This is a genomic window from Trinickia acidisoli (assembly GCF_017315725.1).
GTDB classification, from domain to species: Bacteria; Pseudomonadota; Gammaproteobacteria; order Burkholderiales; family Burkholderiaceae; genus Trinickia; species Trinickia acidisoli.
Genome location: NZ_JAFLRG010000002.1, coordinates 2121623 through 2141385, shown reverse-complemented (window position 1 = coordinate 2141385; position 19763 = coordinate 2121623). Strand labels below are relative to the sequence as shown.

Below are 19763 nucleotides of genomic sequence, written 5' to 3'. Positions count from 1 at the left end.
ATAAAGCCCGTGAAACGGCAAGCCCCCATGAATCCAGCTCATGAATCGTATTTCAGTTCCTGTGCTCTGCCTTGCGATAACGAATCGCATCGATCACCACGGTCAACGCTCGCGAGAATTCACGTCGGGTCGCATAGCAGGCGTGCAGCCCCGGGAACGTGGGACACCATTCCTCCAATACTTTCGCGAGGCGACCTGCTTCGACATGGGACTGGGCGAGGTCAGCCGGAATGTACGCCAGGCCATATCCCGACAACGCTGCCGCCAGCATCTGGTAGGTTCCGTTGAAAGCGAGTTGTCCGTCGACGCGAACCTGCATCTCGCGACGGCCCTTTTTTAACTCCCATGCGTAAAAGCCGCCCAACGTCGGCAAACGCAGATTGATGCAGTTGTGTGCGGTCAGATCCTGGGGTTTCTGTGGCAACGCACGCGTCTTCAGGTACTCCGGCGCACCGACGATGGCCATGCGCATTTCGGGGGCGAGGCGGACAGCGATCATGTCCTTGGCTACCTGATCGCCGTGGCGAACGCCGATGTCATAACGATCCGCCACGATATCGGACAGGCCGTAGTCGGTGATGATTTCCACCTTGATGTCCGGATATTCACGCAGGACCGGCGCCAACCTAGGCCACAGAACCGTCTCGGTCGCGTAGTCGGTTGCAGTGATACGGATCGTGCCCGCAGGTTTGTCCCGAAACTCTGCCACGGCTGCCAACTCGGATTCGATTTCCTCAAAGCGCGGAGCGATTGTCCGAATGAGACGTTCACCTGCCTCGGTTGGCGAGACGCTGCGCGTGGTTCGAGTTAGGAGTCGCATTCCGAGCCTGGTTTCGAGTGCTCGAATGGTATGACTCAAGGCGGATTGCGATACGCCGAGTTGCGCGGCAGCACGCGTGAAGCTGCGCTCGCGCGCGACGGCGATCAGTGCAAGCAGGTCGTTATAGCCTTCGCGACGCATTGATGAACTCACTTCATAGGTGTTTGCCGATTCTAGCGCCTAGTCGAGCATGAGTGAGTACGTTAGATTTCAAATGCAGCCCATCGTCCATCCATCGCTTGCGCTCGGTATCGCGGCCGGTTCTCAGGTCGAAAGGAAAACTGATATGGAAAGTCCGGCTCTCTCGTCTGGTGTCGATTTACTCGCCGGAATCGGCACCGTTTCACCTGTCCTTGAGCGTTATACGAACGATGTGGTGCTCGGCGACTTGTGGCAGCGTCCACCACTGTCCGCGCGGGATCGAAGCGTAGTGACGCTCTCGGTGTTGATTGCTCGCAATCAGAGCGCAGAGTTGCCGTTCTACCTCGATCTCGCACTCGATAGCGGCCTCGAGCCCGGCGAGATTTCGGAAATCATCGCGCATCTGGCGTTCTATTCCGGTTGGGCCAATGCGACCTCGGCCGTGAAGGTGACGAACGCCGTGTATGAAAGACGCGGAACCACAGCGGCGCAGCTTCCGCCGGCGTCGGTTGAACTTCTCCCTCTCGACAAGGTGGCCGAAGCCCAGCGCGAGGCCATGGTGCAACAAAACTTCGGCGCGGTCTCGCCAGGGGTGGTTCAATTCACTCGAGACGCGCTGTTCAACGACCTGTGGCTACGACCGGGCCTTGCACCGCGCGACCGCAGTCTCGTCACAGTCAGTGCGCTGGTCGCGACGGGGCAAGTCGCACAGTTGACCTTCCACCTGAACCGGGCAATGGATAGCGGACTGACCAAAGCGCAGGCGTCGGAGGTCATGACCCAACTGGCGTTTTACGCGGGTTGGCCGAATGTTTTTACGGCACTTCCCGTCGTTAAGGATGTGCTTGAAAAACGACCCTGGCCAACCGCTGGCTAAACGTCGCCGTGGCGGCAGCAGCCTGTCAGGCCAGCGATTCAGAACTTGTGCGTCAGCCCGATGATGATGCCGCGCGCGGTCGCACCCGGCGTGACCGCAATACCCGCATATTCAGTCCCTTTGAGCGTATAGGCCGCCTGATTGCGGTTGTCGATGAGGCCCGCGGCGACATAGATCATCGATGACTTCGATAGGAAATATTCGTAGGACAGACCGAGTTGCTGCGCGTTGTCGCCTCTGCCACTGCGATCGTGAAGATAGCCATACATCACGACAATCTCATTGGCTGGATTGAACAGGTAAGAAGCCGATGCCGAATAGACGGCTACGTTCTCGCTGCCATCGGACTGCGTTTCCGTGTGATAGACGAGATAGAAGCGCGCCGCGTTGACCTTGAGCGACGAGGCTGCCGTAAATGCCTTTTGCACCGAGGTTCCCGCCGGGCTGTCTTGTTGCTCGTAACCGGTGCCCAGGATCCACGGACCATTGACGTATTTGAACACCGCGTTGTAAAACTGAATGCCGTTGGAAGGCTTGGTGGTCGAGTCGCGCATGGCCACCATGAACTGCCCGGTCAGGCCCCGGTAGTTCGGCGTGAAGTAGGCGATGGCATTGTTGGCGCGAACCGTCGTCGACATGAAATTGCCGAGCGGCGACGCGATAGATTTCCCCGCGAGCGGATCGAGCAAGCCATCGAGGTACAGATACTGGGGCTTCTTCTGTCGCCCCACGCGGAATTCGCCGAATTGCCCCGACATGCCGACCCATGCCAGCCGATTGAAGGCGTCGCCCGGGACGGATGCAGCACCGTTGGCGGCGGAGAAACCTTGTTCAAGCTGAAAATTGACGTGTACGCCACCGCCGATGTCCTCATGACCGATGAGTCCATAAACCGTTGCGAACATGCCGCCCGACGACATGCGGATCACGCGGTTTGCACCGCCATTCTGATACTCGATGCCGTTATCGACAATACCGTATAGCGTCACAGACGATTGCGCATGCGCAGCGTGGAAGATGCATGACGAGATGACGACGGACGCTGCGAGAAAGGTCTTTTTCATTTGTCTCCAGATCTTCGTTATATAAGTTGATGTCCTGCACTTTTAAATTAGGACTCCTAAATTTATTTGAGTGTGAAAAAATAGCGCAATCATTCCGAGGCACGAATCTCAACCGCTCAGGCAGATATCACGCCTCGGCATTTGCTTACTACGACACGGGTGCCGGCAAGACAGCCAGGCAAGGCGCACGGTTTTCCAATTCGCACCTCAGCCTCGAGCGCCGTGTCGTCAGCCAGACATCTCAGCGCAAGCTTCAGCGCAAAGCGCTCTATGAGCACGGTACGTTCGGCAGCGAGTTCGAGGGCAAAGGCCCGGATACGGGAGTAGTCGAAGGTATGCGAAAGCTCGTCTCTTGACGGGGGCACGACGCTCACCCTGACATCGATCCGCAGCGGTTGCGGCACCCCCCTTTCGCTTTCCAGCGCGCCGATATCGGCCATGACCTCGATATCACTCAGCAGGACCTGACAGGACAACGCCACAAGGGGCGCAAGATTTTGTCCACGTGGTGCAGTCGCTAGCTTATCCATCGTTTAACGTCCTCGCGGCCTTCAAGGTATTGGCGAGCAAACACGCGATGGTCATTGGGCCGACACCGCCGGGAACCGGCGTCACGGCATCGGCATGCGCCATTTCCTCGGTGGCGCAGTCGCCGACGATCGAAGCCTTTCCGTCGGAACGTTCTCTGCGCGTGATGCCCACATCGATAACCACGGCTCCGGGCTTGACCCAGTGACCGCGAACAAGGTGCGGTACGCCGGCGGCTACCACGACGATGTCAGCGTTGCGGACAATGTCGGGCAGTCCCTGTGTGGCGATATGGGTCACGGTCACGGTGCATTCGCGTTCAAGCAAGAGCAAGGCGACCGGCTTGCCCACGATATTCGACTTACCGATGACCACCGCGTGCTTGCCGCGAAGTTCGTCGACGACGGTGTCGACAAGCATCATGCATCCAAGCGGAGTGCATGGAATGAGCCCCGCGGTTCCGGTCGAGAGGCGCCCCACGTTCACGGGGTGGAAGCCATCGACGTCCTTGCCCGGATCTATCGCATCGAGCACCTCGCTAGCATCGATATGGTCCGGCAACGGCAATTGAACAAGGATGCCGTGAATGGTCGCGTCTTGGTTCAGAGAATCGATGAGATCGAGCAAGGCCGCTTCCGGTGTCACGGCGGGTAGTCGGTATTCCATCGAACGAATTCCCGCCCTGCGACATTCGACGACCTTTTGCCGGACGTAGATCTCGCTCGCGGGATTCGCCCCTACGAGAACGACCGCGAGTGCAGGGGGTAGACCGTGCTTCTGGCGAAACTCAGCGGCCTCGATCGCCACCCTGTCACACAGTTCCCTCGCAATCCGCTTGCCCTGAATGATTTTCGACACGTCGACCTCAGTCCCGGAACACGATGGTCTTGCTGCCGGAGAGCAGCACTCGGTCTTCAACGTGCAATCGCACCGCTTCGGAGAGCACGCGCCGCTCTATATCGCGTCCCTTGCGCACGAGATCATCAGGCGTGTCGGCGTGAGTGATCGGTTCGACATCCTGATGAATAATCGGTCCCTCGTCGAGATCGGCAGTCACATAGTGAGCCGTCGCGCCGATCATCTTCACCCCGCGCGCATACGCCTGGTGATATGGCTTGGCGCCCTTGAAGCCGGGAAGGAACGAGTGGTGGATGTTGATGCAGCGGCCCGTAAGGAAACTCGCCATCTTGTCCGAGAGGATCTGCATGTAGCGCGCGAGCACAACCAGGTCGGCGCCGGTCTCCTCTACGATCGCCCGAATCTGCGCTTCCTGCTGCGGTTTCGTTTCACGCGTGATTGGCAAGTAGTGGTAGGGAATGCCACTGCTCAGGGAGATCGTCACATCCTCTCTCGGGTGGTTTCCGACGATGCCTACAACCTCCATCGCCAACTCTCCGATGCGGCGGCGATAAAGCAAATCGCCGAGGCAATGGTCCAATTTGCTGACGAGGAAAAGAACCTTGGTCGGTGTCGCCTTGCGCCGAATCTTCCACCGCATCGCGGCTGATTTTGCAAGATTGCTGAAGTCCTTCTTGAACGGGTCTAGTGCTTCCCAACCGGGAACATCCATTTCGATCCGCATGAAGAACCGATCGGCTTCGCGATCGTTGAATTGCGCGGCAGCGACAATATTGGCGCCGTGCGAGGCAAGACACGTGGTGACTGTCGAGACGAGCCCGGGACGGTCGTCACACTGAAGGGTTAGGATGCAAGTTTCCGTCACACCAGACTCTCTCATTCCAGAAGGATTTGTTGCCATTGCCGATCTCGGCCACCGCGACGGACTCGAATCGCACCGGCCCGTCGAACGCATCACTTGCGGTACACGTTGCGTGCGTGCACGCCATAGGGTGCGGGCGCCACGATCGCCTTGATCGCGGTCTGTTCGTGCGGCTCGACCTGCGGCTTGCGGGAAATCGGATTCTCACCCCAGAGCACCGTGACCTCAGTACCCGTTTCGGCGAATTGCTCATCGACCACCGCCAACGAAACGACGGAGCGCTCATTCGCGATGTAGCCGCAGTCCATCGAGATCCCGACACGGTTGCCGCCTATCAGTACCTCGTCCATCTGATAGAGCCCGTAGCGCGCCTTGGGCATGTTGAAGTGCTTGTACTTGGGACCGGCTGTCCAGGCCGAGGCAACGACGCGCGCCATGTCTTGCGGATCCCACATGAGTGTCACCTTCTTGCGACGCCTTCCCTTGGCGTGATCCTTCAAGGCTTCCGAGCCGACGAAATCATGGTCGAACGCCACCATGCGTTCATAGCCAAGGTCGAGCGGCGTGACGTAATAATCGGCGATATCCTTCGAATAGAGGCTGCCGGCTAGGCTTCCAGCAGCCTTGGCGGGGAGCCATTCGCGGTAGGCTTTCAGTTCGTTCTGACTGAAGATCGCAGGCAAAGGACCTGGAATCCAGCCCGATTCCAGGTTCGCCGTGGAATAGGCGATCGAGCCCACCCGAAGCAGCCCGAATTCCTGACCGGCCGAAAGAATGGCATCGCGTACCGCATCTCCCTCTGCCCAAGGCCCGAACATCTCGAAGCCCACGGCACCGGCCATCCCATGACGTAGCGCGCGAACCCGGTGCCCAGCGATCCGGAAATCCGTCATGCCGAAGAACTTGACGTCCGGCAGAAGCTGTCCGGTGAGTTTTTCCACGAGCGGGCCGGCGAGCGGTCCCTGCAGCTCGTACCGGTACACGATCGGCGGACGTCCGCCGCGATCCATCGATTGCGGGTCGCGCTCTGTCGTGACATCCCACTTGCCGGTTTCGACGTGATACTGAACCCAGTCGAGGGCCGTCGGACGACCTACCAGATTGAACAGTTCTTCCTCGAGATAGAAAAGGACACAGTCACCGAGGTAGTAGCCGTCCGGGGTGGTGGCGATGAACTGCTTGGCCATGCCTGGCCTAAAGTTCTTGAAGCTATTGACGGCCAGGCTGGAGAGCAGATCGAATGCACCGGGGCCCTTAACATAGTGATCCACCATGTGATGCGACTGGTCCATGAACCCGCAGGTCTCTCGCCAGGAATTGACCTCGCTCTGCCAGTTCGTGAACTGGCCCGAAACCGTGCCGTGCGAAAACGCGCGACGCTGGCTATTGCGCAACAGATCGACGGCGCTTCCAGCACGTTGAATTGCTTCTTCCAAGCTTTCAGTGAGTGCAACTGTCATTTCATGAATTCCTAGGTCGGTTTCGATGTCTTCTCGCTTGCCGTTCGTCTGCGGCGAACAGCGCGATAGCAGAAGCGCTTGAAGTGATCTTAATGTGGGGGATGAATCGGAAAAAGCGTGCCCGTCGCACACTTACCTTGCGAAAATCGATCAAATCTCAGTGAACGTACGAACTGCGAGAGGGCCGAGATTGAAGCGTTGACTCGCTTGAAAAGCCGCTATCATGGAGCGGCTTGCTCGGAACCGAGGAACAGTTGCCATCAGCCTATCGATCTGATCGTGGTTCCCTGGGTTAGCCCCGACCAAGGTCACCTCAGGAGAAGAGATTGGATCGAATGAGTGCGATGGCAGCTTTCGTCGAGGCGGTGAAGCAGCGTAGCCTTGGGGCTGCTGCAGAACATCTCGGCATCTCTCGAACTCTTGTCAGTCGCCATATCCAGGCGCTCGAGGACGAACTGGGCGTCCGCCTGATGAACCGCACGACGCGATCTTTGTCCCTGACCGAAGCGGGTCAGCGCTATTTTCACTTCTGCGACGAGATCCTGACCCGCGTCGATGAAATGGACCGACAGGTGTCGTCGGAGGCGGCCGAGGCACGCGGCGAGATCTCTGTCCTCGGCCCGAAATGGCTGCAGACCACTGCGACTCGTCTGCTCACTGCCTTTGCCAAACGCCACCCCGAAATCCGGCCGCGCTTAGTTCTTGGAGGAGTGGCCCAGACTGCTTACGGATTCCTCGAGCAGGGTTGCGATATCGCACTGCATACGCGCCCTATTCCCGACAGCCGAATCCTCGCCCGCAAGATCGTGGACATTCCCTACGGCCTATGTGCTTCCCCGGAATATTTGGAATCGGCGCCGGCACTAGATAACCCGGGCGACATCGCGAGGCACAGCACGCTGGTTCATTTCAACTACCATACGTGGCAATTTGAGCGGAACGGACAAGAGGAACGCTTTCAGCCTATCCCGGCTTTCTCTACCAACAGCTTTTCCGCGTTGCGAGAGGCTGCGCTCGAAAGCTTCGGATTGGCGGTCCTGCCCATGCCATTGATTCGCGACGACCTCGCGAAGGGGAGACTCAAGCATTCTTTAGCGGAGTGGACCCCGTTTGGTCAAACGCTTTATGTCGCGATCGCTCCGGGCAGCGGCGTGCCGGCAAAAGTCAGGCTCTTGATGGATTTTGTCGTCGGCTGGTTCGCGACGAACCCACTATGACCACGAGGCGCCTCCTTGGCCAAATCACGAGCGCGCGGCGCTCACCCTCGGCTCAGGACTCCTAATCATTCGCATTGAGGACGAACGAGCTTCGGGGCGAGTAACCCGGCGACATGGTGCAGCCCAGCAGTGTCCATGCCCCCAGGCTGCGAGAAGAGCGCCAGAAATGCGCCGGCACGGCGAGTTGCGGGCGCTCGCCGGCCGTTAGATTTGAACCGAGTACGCTGACTTCATGTATGCGGCTTCCGTTGGTCACGACCATTTCTGCGGGCGCGCCCAAGTAGTAATGCCACACCTCGATGCCGTCCAATCGGTGCAGGGGAAGAGGATCATCGCCCGCTAGTAAGTAGTACATCGACGAAAGCTTGGGCCGCCCCCAGATCTCACTATCGGCATAATGTGGCGAATACCATCCCGCCGCATGATGCCGCTCCATGGCAAACATGCTTATGACATCCTGAAGGCTTAGGCTGTCGCTGCTCATGATGGATCACCTTGATTGAAGTCGGCCAGGACTCGTGGAGACAAACGGGTTAGGGAGTGAGTTTTCCCAACGGAATCGCTGCATGAAAGTCGAAGCAACTTGTCGGTTTGCTCAATGGTAGGCGCGAGCGTAGTACGGCGCAAATTCAGGCGGTTGGCTCATTGCCATTTCGATCATGAGTGAGGAGCGGCGTCGCGCAGTCGGCGGCATTCCAGTACATGAAGCCCATGCCCTCGCCGGTGCCGGCAGGCGTGCGCCAACACGGAACGTAATCCACCAGCGTCATCTCGGCGCCCGTGTCCTGAACGGCCTTCATTACGCTGACATAGAGTTTTATCTCCGAGGTGCCGGATTGGTACGAACGCTCGTCGACGGCGGCGAGTCCATCGTAGTCATAGCGGGCCAGCATCTTTATGATGCTGCGGTCGAACTCTTCGTCGTTGACGAAGTGCGAAAGGCCGCCCGAAGCGATGATGCCGACGCGAATGTCTTCGGGCCATGCATTGATTGCATCGCGCAGTACGCGACCAAATTCGATGCAGCGTGACATCGACGGCTGCGTCGGCGGATAGAAGCAGTTCATGATGATCGGCACATGCGGCGGCGGATCGTCGTTCATGATCTGGTGATAGACGAAGCTATACGCATGCGGCACCACCGGATACTCGGGTAGCGGTTTCATCCACACGTTGTCGGGCCACGCGAAGAGATCGGTCAGATCGAAGCGCTCACGCTGGAAGTATTCGATCAAATAGTTGGCAAGCTGCGGATGGCACTGATGCGTGACGTGATGGTCCGGCGCGTAGACAGAGCGCTGAGGCGGCCCGTTGTGCACGTCTTCTCCGGAGTAGATCGCGATCGAGGGCAGGAAATCGGTGAACATTTCCTTCTGATCTTTGCCGAGGATGATCGCGACGTCGATGCGCGCATCGCGATAGGCGGCGGCCATCTTGTCGAGCGCGTCACGGCAGCGCGCCGCGCGCGCGGTGCGCTCGTCGAGCGTCAGGTATTGCTCGAATGCGGCCCCACGATGCGCTTCGAGCTCTGGATAGGTCCAGGTCCGATTGCGGTACCAAAGTTCCGCGTTGTTTCGATCCCGCTCGCCGTTGTTGAGCCAGTCTTCCGGTGCCTGCCCGAGCATGCCGCTGTGCGGCACCGCCATGCCAAACGTAATTTTCGCCACGTGCTTTCAATGATTTGGTGAGTGAATGAAAACGGATGCCCCCGGCATTCAGCATGGGCTCCGTGCGGAGTGGTTGCAGCGGTCACACTACAGCGATCACCTTCGGCGCCCATTCCGGGCGAAGCAGGATGGCCGTTGATGCTGCACCGATCAGCAAAAACACAAAAATCACCATCATGGGCAGCGTGAAGCTGCCGCCCAGATGGAGCAGCCAACCGGAAAGACTTGCCGCCACACCGCCCGAGAAGCTGGTCGCCATTTGCTGAACGCCCGTGACTAACCCGACTGCTTGTTTGGGGAGCAAAGTAAGACGCGACAGAACCAGTGCGTTCGCGGTGGCAAGGCCGAGGAAAGAAAGAGAGAACACGTTCCAGAACAACGCCATCGAAAGCGATCCTGCGTAGGCGCCTAGCAAAACGGTGGATCCACCCACGAAGCCCGCGATGACGAATGCTTTGCGCACAAAGATGGGGTCGCGTCCGCCGGCAATGATCCAGTCCGCAGCCCACCCCGAGATTGCCCCGACCATTGCGATTCCAGCAAAGCTGAAGAAGGTATAAAGCCCGGACTGTCCAAGAGACAGGCCACGTTGCTCGACCAGATAAGCGGGCATCCAGGTCGCGCAGTAGAACGTGAAGTAGCCGTAGCAGAAACTGTTGATCATGCCGCCCCAGACAACCGGACTGGACAGAATGTTGCCGAAAGACACTGCCGGGTCTCGGCGCGTTTTCGCACGGCGTTCTGCTTGGGACGGAAAATCGTTTCGGACGCACAGCAACCAGGGAACCAGCCAAAGCACGCCCACGGCGCCGGTCGCAACGAACATGGCCTGCCAAGAGTAATTGACGATGAGCCAGGCGCCAACGGGTGCGCCGATGGCGGGGCCGAACTTATTGCCCATAGTGAAAATGCCGACTGCCAGGCCGTTTCGGCTTTCGTCGAAGTTGTATCGAATCCACCGATAACTCGCAGGAATCACGATGGCTTCGGCCATGCCGATGATCAAGCGCGCAACGAGCAGACCGGTAAGAGCCGTCACCGCACCCATGAGCGCAGTGGCGATGCACCAAAGCGCAAAGCAAATGGCGTAAGGCCACTTCACACCGTAACGATCGGCCGCCCACCCCATGGGGACTTGAACGACGCCGTAGGACCAGAAAAACGCTGAGTTGACCCAGCCGCGATCAACGTTCGTCAGCGCGAATTCTCGAATGAACCCATTGTCCGCCAGCGCAGCGGACATGCTCGTGCGGTCGATAAAGGAAATCAGCACACCGAGCGCCAGTAACGCGAGGGTGGCCCAACGGCTCGCAACCCCGAATCGGTCCGATGCCCTTATCTCCATCTCAATCGTCCTCATATGTACTGTCTCCAATTTCTTTGTTTATCTTCATAACGACCACGCATATGTCGTCGCGAATCGGCGGATCGCTTCACGAGACTGACTCGATTCTCTGAGCCGGAGCGCGCAGGCCCGCCTCCACGATGATCTGGGCCAACACGTCCTCGTTTTTGTAACCCATGAGATGGACTCCGGCAACGCCCTCAATATTGCGAACGCTTCGAATCATTTCTATGCAGAAGCGCTTTCCTTCAAGACGCTGATCGGTCGCCGCGGCGATGCGCTCGGTGACCGAGCTCGGTACGTTCACGCCAGGCACATGGTCAGCCATCCATCTCAACGCCTTGGCTGTCGAGAGGATGCCAACGCCGACGATGATTGCCGCCCGCTTATGCAGTTCCCGCGCTCGCACTTCGTGCATGAAATGCTCCAGCAGATTCAGATCGAAGCAGAACTGCGTCTGGATGAACTGCGCTCCGGCATCGACCTTGCGCTGAAGGTTGCCGATGCGCTCGGCGAATGGCGGCACGAAGGGATTGGCCGATGCGCCCAGAAAGAGGCGTGGGGCGTGTTCGAGCTTGCGGCCTGAGGCATATTCGCCGCGCTCGCGCATGCCACGCAAAGTGTGCAAGAGATTGACCGAGTCCAGATCGAACACCGACTTGGCGCCAGCATGATCACCTTGGGACACGTCGTCGCCCGTCAAGCACAGCACGTTACGGATGCCCAGCGCAGCAGCGCCGAGCACGTCGCCTTGCAGCGCGATGCGATTGCGGTCGCGACAACTGACCTGGCTGATGGGCGTGTAGCCCGCCGAGTGGAGGAGCGCGCTGGCAGCCGCACTGGACATGTGACAATTGGCTCCCGCGCCGTCAGTGATGTTGATGGCATCTGTCAGGCCGCTGAACACAGCGGCTCGCCTCAGAAGCGCTTGCGGGTCCGCCGAGTCGGGCGGAGAGATCTCGACCGTGACGATGAAGCTGCTTCGCTCGCGGCACAGCGTCTCAAATCGGTTGACGACCGGATCCTCTGAGAAGTGCGAAGCGGACGACACCGCGGCTGCATGGTGTGAAGGCGGGAGAGCCCTGGCTGGCGCCTTCGGCGCGATCATGGGCACCCACGTCGATTTGCCGGCAAGCCGATAGTCCCGCGGAGCGACTCGCTGCGTCCAGGTATTCGTATGGCCAGGACGGATGCGCGTGTCGCCTTCAGTCGCGTCCACCCAGGTACACCGGCGCTCGGGTTCGACTTCGCAATGACCGTTGGCGCGCACCCCCCCGCAGGGTCCGTTGCGCATGCCCTTGGCACAGCCCGTCGGGCAGGCCATGCCCGTCACCGAAAGGCCGCACTGTCCGCACATTCGGCAATTGAAGAACGCGCCTTTGGTTGCGCGTTCGACCGGAAGCAAAATGGCTTCGAGCCTGCTCGTGCCGATCCATCCAGCAATTAGCTCGAGGTGAGGGGCGACATGCTCGAACACACGGTACAACCTGCGCAAACCGCGTGCGTGATTCAATGACCAGCGACGCAGAAGGTTCATAGCGAATTCGCGGATCCGTGCCGAATCGCTGATTCCCGGCCTTCAGTGGAAGAAGGTGTCATTCGATAATCTCCAGGTCGGCATCGATTTCGCCTCGATTCCCGATTGGTCGTGGGGGAACAGCGCCGTTGCAAAAGCGCTTGAAGTGATCTTACTGAGGAGGGGGAGCCGAAAAAAGCGCGCTGGTCGCACACTTACCTTGCGGAAATCGCTCAAATCGATCCCGGCTGCACGGCGAGGCAGCGGTGCGACGACAACCAAAGCCGCGTTCGAATCGTCCGTCCTCGGCGTCGCGGCTGATCGAAGCGTCATTGAAGGGCAATGCTTGTCACGCCATACGTCACGGCTATCGGCGACTCAAGGCTTGCGTGCCGCACTCTTTTTTTCGCGTAGATCAAAGCGCCCGTCTCGACCGGGATGAACGGTGCCTGAACGTGGTCGATCAGAAAATCAATGAATGCGCGAGCGCGTGCTGCCTGGTTTCGCTGGGGGCTATACCTTCAATGCCGACGGTACCGCGATCTATCTAACAATGACCGCCCTTTTCGTCGCGCAGGCAATGAATATCCGCCTGACGATCTGGGAGCAATTGCTGTTGCTCAGCGTGATGTTGTTGACGTTCAAAGGTTCCGCAGGCGTGGCCGGTGCCGGGTTTGTGGCGCTGGCCGGCACATTGACCATCACGCACAAAATCCCGGTGTCCGGTCTGGTGCTATTGCTGGGCGTTGACCGGTTTCGTAATGAAGCCCGTGCGGTCACGAATCTGATCGGCAATGGCGTGGCGACCATCGTGGTGGCCCGATGGGAAGGGGCGCTCGATATGAACACGGCGCAAGCGATGCTCAACCGGAATTCGGATACGAGCATTGATGCATTGGAGTCCGCCGAGGTTGGGATGGCGGATCGGCCGCCGCTCGAAGACGGCGTCGTCCGGTCTCACGCGCATTGAGCCGTCCACTTCACTTCATCCTGCGCGCCATGGCCATGACCAGCCAAGGTGATTGGCAAGAAGATCTGCGGCCCCCCTTCCGCGACAATGCCTAGGATCGTCAATATGACGGCGCCGCCGGTTCACCGTGCGACGAGCTTCAGGCGCTGGCTGACTTGCCACCCATTCCAAGCATCATCGGTATGAGATAAGCCAAGGGACCTGCCCCCAAGACAGACCATAGGTTATTGAATGAAAGAGCTCTCGGCTCAAGGACGGGTCCAGATGCAAGGGCATCGCCCCGAATGTTGCCCCGATCTTGCCTCCACGGGATAATCGGTCCTCAACCGCGCGCTGTGGCGCGCGAACTTCCCTACGGAGCCGCATGACCGAAGTCGCTATCTCGCCCACCGATTACGCCACCTGGCTTGCAGAACTCAAAACCCGTGTAGAGGCCGCACGCCAGCGCGCAGCGCTGGCGGTGAACCATGAGTTAGTTTCTCTTTACTGGCAAATCGGCCAGGACGTCCTGCAGCGGCAGCACACAGGATCGAGTCAGCGTTCTACACGCATGACGCATTACCAACTTACTGATCGCGCTGTCAGTCGGCGGGGCCTTCGTCCAGTGATGCCAATATAGGTCAACCGATATCTTGGCTTGCGGCGCCAAACCAACGAGGTCCCCCGAGTCCATCCATGCGCGAGCCAGCATCGTCGGCACAAGCCCGTACCCAATTCCACGGCGAATAGCAGAAAGCCGTGCCTCCAAAGTCGGGAAGCAATGTGCGACATAGCCGCTCACCACGAAACCCAGCGCCTTCTCGATAAATGCCTCATGCACGGGGTCGCTCCTATTTGGAAGGACCGCGGGAGCGGCAACGACGCTTTCGCGCTTGAGTCCATTAGCGAAATACCGCTTCGCCAACGCAGGTGTCCCAACGCATTCGTACTCCATCAACCCGATCGGCTCTGCCGCAAATCCCGGCAGAGCGGTCCGTGTCTTCGAAAGCCAACCCATGACCTCCCCGCGTGCAAGTGCCGTCAAAGCGTCAATCTGGTTGTCAGTGAAAACCTCGATCGCCACGTTCTCCTTTGCAATGGCATAGGCAATCGGCTCAAACCACGTCGTCAGGCAATCTGCGTTGACGGCAATGGCGACGTTGGGCCGGGCGAGGGTGTCAAGCTTTAGCCGCTTCATCGTATCGAATTCAAGCGTCGTCACAGCTTGGCAGTGATGAAGAAGTATCTCGCCTGGTGGCGTCGGCACAACGCTGTCACGGACGAGTAACGGGGTGCCGAGGACACCTTCCAAAGCAGCGATTCGCTGCGACAGCGCACTTCGAGAGATATTGAGTTCGCGTGCGGCCAGCCCAAAGCTTTGAGTTCGTACAAGGGCAGAGAATGCTTCGAGGTAACGTCGGTCAAAATTCACGATAACGAACTACACAATAATGCTGATCAAAAAAATCACTCTGCTCTGCGTCAAACGCCCAGTTCTTTCCGGTACTTCGGCACGAGCATGTCGCGCGCCTTGACCATGCTGACGAACCATCCGGCCTTCACGATACCGACACCTTTCAAATGCGCGACGCCGGCTTTGCTGCCCATGGTGACGACCATTGACGGATTACCCGTCTGCGGGCGATATCGCTTCATGTTTCGCCGGTCGCCCTCTCCCAGGAGGGTTTGACGGATGTTCCAGGCCGCAACCTTCACCTGTCCGCCGATGTGCCATGCCATTTTATTTTCGTCGAGATTGGTGATATCGCCGAGTGCGTACATAGTCGTGCGCCCGACCACGAGGAGTTCAGGGGTCACCATCACACGATCTTGCTCATTCAACAGGGATGCGAAGTGCTTTCGCATATAGCCCGTATTCGGTCGCCCCCCAATGCACCAAATCATCAGGTCATAGGGAATGCGAGCCCCGCTCGTCGTCGTTGCCTCCCCGGGTTTCGAAAACACCTCGTGCGGAGCGCTGCCGCCCTCGACAAGCCTTTCGTTCGTGCGAACGGTAATGCCTCTGCTCTGAAGAAGATGCATGGCATGCGCCGCAACAGCTTCGGTTGTTCCTCTCAGGATGCGAGGCCCCGCCTCCAGAATGGTGATCTTCTTGTTGCGGTATACCTCTGCGATCTCGCCGGCTACCTCGACACCAATGGGCCCACCGCCTACGATCACGATTTGCTTGGCAGACTGGATCCGCTCGCTGTATTTCGCATAGAACGACTTCCGTTTTGCCGTACTGTCGTCGAACCCACGCATCAGTTCGTTCGAGAAGCGGCTACCGGTTGCCAACACCGTCACGCTTGCCTTCAGCGTCATCTGCTTACCGTGACGATCTTCGATGAGCCCGTCTGACGGAGATATCGTAATGAGCTTACCCCTAATGTGTTTCACCGTCGGTAGCGCAAGCTCAAATGGAACGATAGCCTGATCGGCGAAGTCTGCTCGCACTAGATTGCGAGGCGCAGCCATCGGTACCTCGAAGTAGTCGAGGGGGTCGACAAGCGTCACGGGAGCGGTAGATGAAAGTGCCTTTGCAAGTAAAGCGCCGGCCATGCCACCACCGTAGATAACGACGCCATTGGAAGCGATGGACGAGTTCATGTTTTCACGGTAGGAGTAAGAATGGTATCGCCCGTGGATCCGATACGCCCGCAAGCCGGAACTGCGGGCGGTGGTGCGATCGTTGCTGTTCAACTACGTCGCGAAGGATCAGAAACGATAGCCAACCGATAGGAACGTGACGATCGGATTGACTTTCAACTTCGTCGTGCTCGTGACAGTGCCGACAGACGACTGTGTCGTCAGCGTCGCCTTGGTCGTAAGCCACGAGTATGCGATCGAAGCGCCGATCGACCAGTGCGAGTCGATGTTATAAGTTAGACCCGCATTGACGACGGGCGCAAACGACTGACTCAACGACACCGACGTCGGGCCCTCCAGCGCAGTGCCGACCGCAGGCGAAGCGAGGATTTGCCCACCCGATACGGCATTGCTGAGCTTAACGTTACTGAACCATGTATACGTGACGCCCGCTCCCAAATACGGTCTCAAACGCGCATTCGGTTCGCCGAAATGGTAGTTCACGAGGATCGCTGGGCTCCACGCTCGCGCCGTGCCTAGTTCGCCCGCACCCGCAAGCGTCCCCGAGCCGTTCAAATGCCATGTCGGAGGCACGCCCATCTCCGTGTCCGCGGAGATGTGGTCGGTCACATAGTACGAGGCCGTCAGTCCGAACGTATCTCCGCTCGAAATGGTGGCGCCGCTGCCTGCCATCACTGCCGACTGACCTAGTGCATTCACTGTCAAAGGGTCGCTCGAGCCCTGGGGCGAAAAATGTGACCATCCCGCGTTGATGACCAACTGACCTGCTGACTGGGCGTGAGCAGCCGAAACCGCTGCAATCGACATTACGGCTGCTGCGTAGATGCGCTTCATGTGTTCGTCTCCGAATTTTGGTTTTAGAAATTTAGTAGTCCTAAGTAAATCAAAAGGATGTTGCGTGGAAAATTCCTCTTAATGGTTAGCTATGCGCTGGCGCCCGCGGCGGGTTGATCGAGTATGCGAAGGGGAAGCGTCCTAGCGTCGAATTTGCCTTTGCGAGCTCAGACTCGTCAGTCAGCTCTACCTGCACGGTCATGCCGCGCGCCGCGTCATCTCGAATACTCAAACGCGCGCTCTGGACGTGTGCCTCCCGCAGCGCATGATTCAGCGCGTCCAGCATCTCGCGGCGCTTGAGCTCAGGCTTGAAGATTTTTCCCACGGCAGTCAATGGCACCGCATCGACGATGCGGATTCGTTTCGGAAGAGCCGCTCGTTCGCTGATCGCATCGCGCATAAAGTCGATCAGCGCTTGTTCGGTGGCGCTTGCTCCCGGCTTGAGCTGAACGTACGCAACCGGCAATTCGCCCGCGTGCGCGTCCGGGCGCCCGACGGCTGCGGCGATCTGGACGGCGGGATGCCGGTGCAGCGGCTCCTCGATCGTCGCCGGGTCGATGTTGTGCCCGCCCCGGATGATCAATTCCTTGCGCCGGCCCGTGAGCCAGAAATAGCCATCCGCATCGCGTCGCGCAAGGTCGCCCGTATTCAGCCAGGGTTTGCCATCGGGCAGACCAAGCCAAAGCCCGTCGTTTTGCTCTTGCTGTACGTAGCCGGCAAACACGTTCGGTCCCGAGATGATCAACAGTCCTACTTCATCATCCACACAGTCGCGTACGTAATGGCCCGCCTCGTCGAGGACCACGGCCTTCATAGCCTGTCCTGGAATCCGTAGGCCGATCGAACCGAGCCGGCGCTCGCCGTTGGGTGGATTGACGCTGCTTACGCACGTGCCTTCGGTCAATCCATAACCCTCGAGAATTCGCACTCCGATGCGCTCTTGGAACGCACGGAAAATCTCGACAGGCATAGGCGCCGCGCCGCACAGCCCGTATTCGAGCGAGCTGATGTCGTGACCATCGATCGGGATATCGAGCAACGCCGAGTACAGCGTAGGTACGGCACTGAAGAAGTTGATTCGGTGACGATCGACGATTTCCCAGAAGCGCTTGACTACCCCCTCGCCACGATAGCCCTGGGGCGTGCCGAGTACGACATGCGCCCCGCGCGAGAACGGCACGAGCCCCGTTGCCAGTACCGCGTTCACGTGAAAAAGCGGCAACCCGCAAAAGATCGTCTTCCCCGGCCCGATCCCGGAGCCCACCACTTCCCCGACGCTCCACGCGTTGGCCACTTCGTTTCCGTGTCGCCGCATCGCGACCTTCGGCAGGCCGGTCGTCCCGCCCGTACAGAAGTAGGACGAGAAATCATCCGCGTCGATGCGGCGCTGGCTCATCAGCGCACTACCCGACTCGCGCGCCATCGATCGCGTGAAGTCATGTATGTCGATAAAGGCGGGAACCGCGCCGCGCACGCCGCGGCGGCCGTGCAGTCGCCGAGCTTCGCGGTATCGCATGAGCCGGACGGGAAGGCGCCGCCACCCACGCACGTGATTCGCCAGGTCAACCAGAACGAGATGGCGCAGGGAAGGCACTTGAGCCAGCACCGGTTGAATTTTCGGCCACAAATCCGTGCCGGGAAACGGCGCCAACGTGACCAGCACTTTTGCATTCACCGCCTTCAGCAGGGATGCGATTGCCGCGCTCTCCAACAGCGGATTGATTGCGCAGACGATGCCTGCCGCTTCGCCGCCCCAAATCACAAAATGCGTTTCAGGAAGGTTGGGCAGTACGTAGGCAACAACGGACTGGCTATCGACGCCGAGACGCGTGAACAGGTTCGCCGTTCGCGTGATGTCGCGAAGCAACTCGGAGTACGCCCAGCGAACGGGTTCGCAATGATCGCCCGTGCGCAGAAAAAATGACAACGCAGGCGCAGAGGGATCGAGCGCCGCGCCTCGGCTAATCATCTCGTAGGTGCTGACCGGTAGGTCGGCGGGCGGCCCCTGAATTTCGATTGCGACCACGTCGGCTTCGGTAGCGACGGCTTTCATGCGACCTCGTCGATGACACAGTTGCGTTGCACACCGAGATCGATCGTCCTGTCACGACTTGCAATACGCGACTCGACAACATCGCCCGCCTTCAAATACCGATCGCAACCTGCTTGCACTTTGTCGAAGATTCGCCACTTCGCGCGCTCCGGCAACAACCCTGCGATCCGTTGCTTGGCCGGTGACGGAATGCTGAGCGCACATCCAGATGGGGTTCCCGTTGCCAGCAGGTCGCCCGCATAAAGATCCTGCACGCCCGACAACTCCGTCAGCGTCTCGGCCGGGCCGTAGACTAGGTTCGCCGTGGAATCGGATTGACGCACTTCGCCGTTCACGGTCAGCGTCAATTGCAGATCGCGCAATTGGGCAATGTCCCGCGCTTCCAGAAGGCAGAGATAGGGACCCACAGGTCCGAACGTGCGATAGCTCTTCCCTTTGTAGAACTGCATCTGAGGAATTTGGATGTCGCGCGCCGAGTAGTCGTTGACGATCACCGCACCAGCAACGTACTCATGGAGATTGACCTCAGCGATCGTCCGGCGCGATGTGATGTCGCGTTTGAGGATGAGTCCCAGCTCGATTTCGTAGTCGAGAAAGCGTACGTGAGTCGGCCGCACAAGGAAGGCATTCGCGGGCACGATGCAGCTCGGTGCTTTTGTGAAGATCATGTTGAACTTCTTCGCATCCGGATCCATGCCCGATTCGATCATATGCTGACGGTAATTCGCACCTTGACAAACGAACTGTTGATTGCTCGTCACAGGTGAGAGCCATTCGACGTCCGACTCGGGGATCGTTCTCTCGCTCTCGAGCGCCGCCAACTCTTCGATCCGACACGCGCGTATAAACGCAGCGGTCGTCGCGAATTCGCCCGGTATCGGCGTGATCCGACGGTCCCTGATCACGCCCCACCGCGCGCGGCCTTCGAATCGATAGTGCAGAACGTGCAATGCCATGAATGC

17 protein-coding genes and 3 pseudogenes are annotated in these 19763 nt (G+C 59.0%); 4 read left to right on the top strand and 16 right to left on the bottom strand.

Annotated elements, in window-relative coordinates; genetic code table 11:
• Positions 1-52: 52 nt before the first annotated feature.
• Positions 53-961, bottom strand: a complete 909-nt coding sequence (locus J3485_RS27775) for a LysR family transcriptional regulator (protein WP_206957776.1) — start codon at positions 959-961, stop codon at positions 53-55.
• 73 nt (positions 962-1034) lie between these two features.
• Here J3485_RS27775 and J3485_RS27770 point away from each other — a divergent pair, with 73 nt between their 5' ends.
• A complete protein-coding gene (locus J3485_RS27770) occupies positions 1035-1838 on the top strand; it encodes a carboxymuconolactone decarboxylase family protein (RefSeq protein WP_206957774.1) in 804 nt (267 codons plus the stop codon).
• Positions 1839-1876: 38 nt separating this feature from the next.
• Here J3485_RS27770 and J3485_RS27765 read toward each other — a convergent pair whose 3' ends face one another.
• From J3485_RS27765 to J3485_RS27745, 5 genes are all read right to left on the bottom strand, one after another.
• Positions 1877-2902 (bottom strand): porin, encoded by a 1026-nt coding sequence (locus tag J3485_RS27765; protein ID WP_206957772.1) that lies wholly within the window; start codon positions 2900-2902, stop codon positions 1877-1879.
• A gap of 116 nt (positions 2903-3018) precedes the next feature.
• Positions 3019-3432 carry a dihydroneopterin aldolase gene (locus J3485_RS27760; RefSeq protein WP_206957770.1) on the bottom strand — a complete coding sequence of 138 codons (414 nt, stop codon included), beginning with the start codon at positions 3430-3432 and terminating at the stop codon, positions 3019-3021.
• Positions 3425-4288, bottom strand: coding sequence for a bifunctional 5,10-methylenetetrahydrofolate dehydrogenase/5,10-methenyltetrahydrofolate cyclohydrolase (locus J3485_RS27755; RefSeq protein WP_206957768.1), 864 nt, complete (start codon positions 4286-4288; stop codon positions 3425-3427). Before J3485_RS27755 ends, J3485_RS27760 begins: the two co-directional genes overlap by 8 nt.
• A gap of 7 nt (positions 4289-4295) precedes the next feature.
• The gene (gene purU, locus J3485_RS27750) at positions 4296-5189 is read right to left on the bottom strand and encodes a formyltetrahydrofolate deformylase (RefSeq protein WP_242538956.1); all 894 of its coding nucleotides are present in this window, start codon (positions 5187-5189) and stop codon (positions 4296-4298) included.
• A gap of 53 nt (positions 5190-5242) precedes the next feature.
• A complete protein-coding gene (locus J3485_RS27745) occupies positions 5243-6610 on the bottom strand; it encodes an aminomethyltransferase family protein (protein ID WP_206957767.1) in 1368 nt (455 codons plus the stop codon).
• Between the two features lie 344 nt (positions 6611-6954).
• On the opposite strand from J3485_RS27745, the gene J3485_RS27740 reads away from it, so the two are divergent.
• Entirely contained in the window at positions 6955-7827 is an 873-nt protein-coding gene (locus tag J3485_RS27740) for a LysR family transcriptional regulator (protein ID WP_206957765.1), read from the top strand.
• 61 nt (positions 7828-7888) lie between these two features.
• Here the strand turns inward: J3485_RS27740 and J3485_RS27735 are convergent, their stop codons facing one another.
• From J3485_RS27735 to J3485_RS29190, 5 genes and pseudogenes are all read right to left on the bottom strand, one after another.
• Positions 7889-8311 (bottom strand): cupin domain-containing protein, encoded by a 423-nt coding sequence (locus J3485_RS27735; protein ID WP_206957763.1) that lies wholly within the window; start codon positions 8309-8311, stop codon positions 7889-7891.
• A gap of 145 nt (positions 8312-8456) precedes the next feature.
• Positions 8457-9494, bottom strand: a complete 1038-nt coding sequence (locus J3485_RS27730) for a DODA-type extradiol aromatic ring-opening family dioxygenase (RefSeq protein ID WP_206957762.1) — start codon at positions 9492-9494, stop codon at positions 8457-8459.
• Positions 9495-9576: 82 nt separating this feature from the next.
• The gene (locus tag J3485_RS27725) at positions 9577-10854 is read right to left on the bottom strand and encodes an MFS transporter (RefSeq protein WP_242538955.1); all 1278 of its coding nucleotides are present in this window, start codon (positions 10852-10854) and stop codon (positions 9577-9579) included.
• Between the two features lie 73 nt (positions 10855-10927).
• The gene (locus J3485_RS27720) at positions 10928-12376 is read right to left on the bottom strand and encodes a methylenetetrahydrofolate reductase C-terminal domain-containing protein (RefSeq protein WP_206957761.1); all 1449 of its coding nucleotides are present in this window, start codon (positions 12374-12376) and stop codon (positions 10928-10930) included.
• A 308-nt stretch (positions 12377-12684) separates the two neighbouring features.
• Positions 12685-12873, bottom strand: a pseudogene (locus J3485_RS29190) (hypothetical protein); the annotation flags it as partial.
• On the opposite strand from J3485_RS29190, the pseudogene J3485_RS27715 reads away from it, so the two are divergent.
• Positions 12867-13325: pseudogene (locus J3485_RS27715) on the top strand (cation:dicarboxylate symporter family transporter); the annotation flags it as partial. The pseudogenes J3485_RS29190 and J3485_RS27715 sit on opposite strands and share 7 nt — an antisense overlap.
• 364 nt (positions 13326-13689) lie before the next feature.
• Positions 13690-13797, top strand: a pseudogene (locus J3485_RS29185) (PDDEXK nuclease domain-containing protein); the annotation flags it as partial.
• Here J3485_RS29185 and argP read toward each other — a convergent pair.
• The 5 genes from argP to J3485_RS27690 all read right to left on the bottom strand — a co-directional run bounded on the left by argP (position 13798) and on the right by J3485_RS27690 (position 19757).
• Complete coding sequence (gene argP, locus J3485_RS27710; RefSeq protein ID WP_206957760.1) at positions 13798-14736, bottom strand: HTH-type transcriptional regulator ArgP; 939 nt, start codon at positions 14734-14736, stop codon at positions 13798-13800.
• A 50-nt stretch (positions 14737-14786) separates the two neighbouring features.
• A complete protein-coding gene (locus tag J3485_RS27705; protein WP_206957759.1) occupies positions 14787-15914 on the bottom strand; it encodes an NAD(P)/FAD-dependent oxidoreductase in 1128 nt (375 codons plus the stop codon).
• Between the two features lie 108 nt (positions 15915-16022).
• Entirely contained in the window at positions 16023-16748 is a 726-nt protein-coding gene (locus tag J3485_RS27700; RefSeq protein WP_206957758.1) for an OmpW/AlkL family protein, read from the bottom strand.
• A gap of 85 nt (positions 16749-16833) precedes the next feature.
• Complete coding sequence (locus J3485_RS27695) at positions 16834-18801, bottom strand: acyl-CoA synthetase (protein ID WP_206957757.1); 1968 nt, start codon at positions 18799-18801, stop codon at positions 16834-16836.
• The gene (locus J3485_RS27690; RefSeq protein ID WP_206957756.1) at positions 18798-19757 is read right to left on the bottom strand and encodes a fumarylacetoacetate hydrolase family protein; all 960 of its coding nucleotides are present in this window, start codon (positions 19755-19757) and stop codon (positions 18798-18800) included. The genes J3485_RS27695 and J3485_RS27690 overlap by 4 nt, the downstream gene beginning before the upstream one ends.
• Positions 19758-19763 lie beyond the last annotated feature (6 nt).